This is a genomic window from Nonomuraea aridisoli (assembly GCF_003236395.1).
GTDB lineage: Bacteria > Actinomycetota > Actinomycetes > Streptosporangiales > Streptosporangiaceae > Nonomuraea > Nonomuraea aridisoli.
This window is the reverse complement of sequence record NZ_POUD01000496.1, coordinates 1-2,755: the sequence shown is the minus strand read 5'-3', so window position 1 is coordinate 2,755 and position 2,755 is coordinate 1. Positions and strand designations below refer to the sequence as shown.

Here is a 2,755-nt window from a genome sequence, read left to right as displayed (position 1 = left end):
TTGCCGCCTTCGATCGGGGGGAGCACGGCGCCGCCGAGGCCGCCGCCGCGCACCGGCGCCGCCTGGCCGAGGCCCTGCCCGGCCGCACCGTCGTCGTGGCGGCCGGCCGGGCCCCCGTGCGCAGCAACGACACCACCTACGACTTCCGGGTGGACAGCGACTTCTTCTGGCTGACCGGCTGCGCCCAGGAGAACGCGGTGGTCGTGGTCTCCGGCGGCGACGCGACCCTCTACCTGCCGCCGCCCGCCCGCCCCGGCGAGACCGGCTTCTTCGCCGACTCCCTCTACGGCGAGCTGTGGGTGGGCCCGTCGCCGTCGCTCGAGGAGTGGTCGGCGGCGCTCGGCATCCCGGTGCTGCCGGTGGCGGACTTCACCGGGCCGCCCGAGGGCGCGCTGCTCGCCGGCCCCGGCTGGCCGGAGGCGTCACAGGAGCTGCGGCGGGTGCTGGCCGAGCTGCGCATGATCAAGGACGCGTGGGAGGTCGGGCAGCTGCGCGAGGCCGTGGACCGCACGGTCGAGGGCTTCGCCGCGGTGCTGGACGAGGTGCCGGCCGCGATCGCGGGCGGCGGCGAGCGCTGGTTGCAGGGCACCTTCGACCGGTACGCCAGGACGTACGGCAACGGCCCCGGCTACGCCACCATCGTCGGCAGCGGCCCGCACGCGCCCACCCTGCACTGGGTGCGCTGCGACGGCCCCGTCCTGGAGGGCGAGGTGCTGCTGCTCGACATGGGGGTGGAGGTCCGCTCCCACTACACCGCCGACGTCACCCGCACCTTCCCCGTCTCCGGCGCCTTCTCCCCCGCCCAGCGCCAGGTGCACGACCTGGTGGAACGGGCGCACCGGGCGGGACTGGCCGAGGTGGCGCCGGGGCGGCCGTTCACCGCGTTCCACCACGCGGCCATGGAGGTCATCGCGCGCGGCCTGCACGACTGGGGGCTGCTGCCGGTCTCGGTCGACGAGGCCCTGTCCGACGCCGGTCAGCACCACCGCCGCTACCTGACCTGCGGCGTCGGCCACCACCTGGGGCTGGACGTGCACGACTGCGCCCGGTCACGGCCGGAGGCCTACCACGGGGCGCGGATGGCGCCGGGGATGGCGCTCACCGTGGAGCCGGGGCTGTACTTCCACGCCCACGACCGCACGGTGCCGCCGGAGCTGCGCGGGATCGGCGTGCGGATCGAGGACGACCTGCTCGTGACGGAGACCGGCGCGGAGAACCTGTCGGCCGCCCTGCCCATCGACGCGACCGGCCTGGAACGCTGGACCAAGGAACGCGGCTGACCTCCCCCGTGCGGCCGCCCGTCAGGTGAGCAGGACGGGCAGCCGCACGGGCTGGAGGGTCAGGTCCCACGTCGACCACCGCACCTCGTCGAGCGGGACGGCGGGACGCAGCCAGGGAGCGCGCAGGACGAGCGCGCTCAGCGCCTCCTGCAGCACCATCCGGGCCAGCGCCTGGCCCAGGCAGAAGTGGGCGCCATGGCCGAAGGCCAGGTGCGGGCGCGTCGGCATGCCCGGCGCGTAACGGGTGATGTCGAACCGCTCGGGGTCGCCGAACGCGTCCGGGTCGTGGTTGGCCGCGCTCAGGTGCGGCAGGACCACCGTCCCGGCGGGGACGACCGCCCCGGAGGGCAGCTCCAGGTCCTCCGTGAGACGGCGCAGCAGGCCGGGCGAGCCGGGCCCGTCGTAGCGCAGGATCTCCTCGACCGCCGGGCGGATCAGCGACGGCGTGACGACCAGCCTGCGGTATTCGTCCGGGTGCAGCAGCAGCCGGTACACCCCTCGCGAGACCATCAGCGCCGTGGTCTCGTGACCCGCGGTGATCAGCATGAACAGCACGTTGACCAGTTCGTCGTCGCTCAGCCTGTCACCGCCGTCCCGAGCCTGGATCAGGTCGTCGACCAGGTCGTGGCCGGGGGCGGCCCGGTGCGCGGCCACCAGCTCGGCCCCGTAGGACATGAAGCCGGCGTACGCCTGCGCGCGGTCCTGCGACGAGGCGGTGGAGGCGCTCAGGAACGCGGAGATCCACTCGCCGAACCGCTCCCGGTCGCCGGGCGGGACGCCGAGCACCTGGCAGATGACCGCGGACGACAGCGGCAGCGCGTAGTCGGCCACCACGTCCATGGCCGGGCCGCGGACGCCGTCGAGCAGGTCGTGGGCGAGGTCGCGGCAGGGGGCGCGCCACCGTTCCGCGGCCGTCACGGTGAAGGCCCCGCGCAGGATCTGGCGCTGGCGGGTGTGGGCGGGCGGGTCCAGGTTGATGAGCACCCCGGGCACGTCGTCGACTCCCGCGCCGCCGACCAGGCGCGGCAGGCCGGGAGCGGTCAGGTCGCGGCTGCCGTACGGGCAGTTGAGCAGCGCCCGGACGTCGGAGTGGCGCACGGCGGTGAGGACGCGGTCGCCGCTCGGCGCGGTCATGGGGGCGACCGGCTGGGAGCGCCGGCGCGCGGCCAGGGCGGGCGAGGGCGTGCCGTGCGGTCCGGGCGGCAGATCCGGCCAGACGGTGTCGGACGAGATGGTCACGGTGATCCTCTCTCCTGCGGGTGTGGTGGACGCAGTGCCGAGAACCGCCGCTCGCGACACGGGCCCAGGTGACGGCGGCCACGAGCGGCAGGAGGAACCACCCCCGCGGGGTCACCGCGGGGGGCGATCACGTGCCGGTGATCAGCGCCGCTTCGGCGGCGCCGCGAGCTCTTCGTCGTGGGCGAAGACCGGCCATGCAGGGTGTCCGGCGGGGCGGAACGTGTCGGAGGCGGGGG

General features: G+C 75.3%; 2 protein-coding genes. One reads left to right on the top strand and one right to left on the bottom strand.

What is annotated here, in order from left to right:
• The coding region (locus tag C1J01_RS47365) for an aminopeptidase P family protein (protein WP_111185639.1) at positions 1-1,280 on the top strand (1,280 nt) is incomplete at its 5' end.
• Between the two features lie 21 nt (positions 1,281-1,301).
• On the opposite strand, the gene C1J01_RS47360 is transcribed toward C1J01_RS47365, so the two are convergent.
• Positions 1,302-2,519, bottom strand: a complete 1,218-nt coding sequence (locus C1J01_RS47360) for a cytochrome P450 (RefSeq protein ID WP_235855145.1) — start codon at positions 2,517-2,519, stop codon at positions 1,302-1,304.
• Positions 2,520-2,755: the final 236 nt, after the last annotated feature.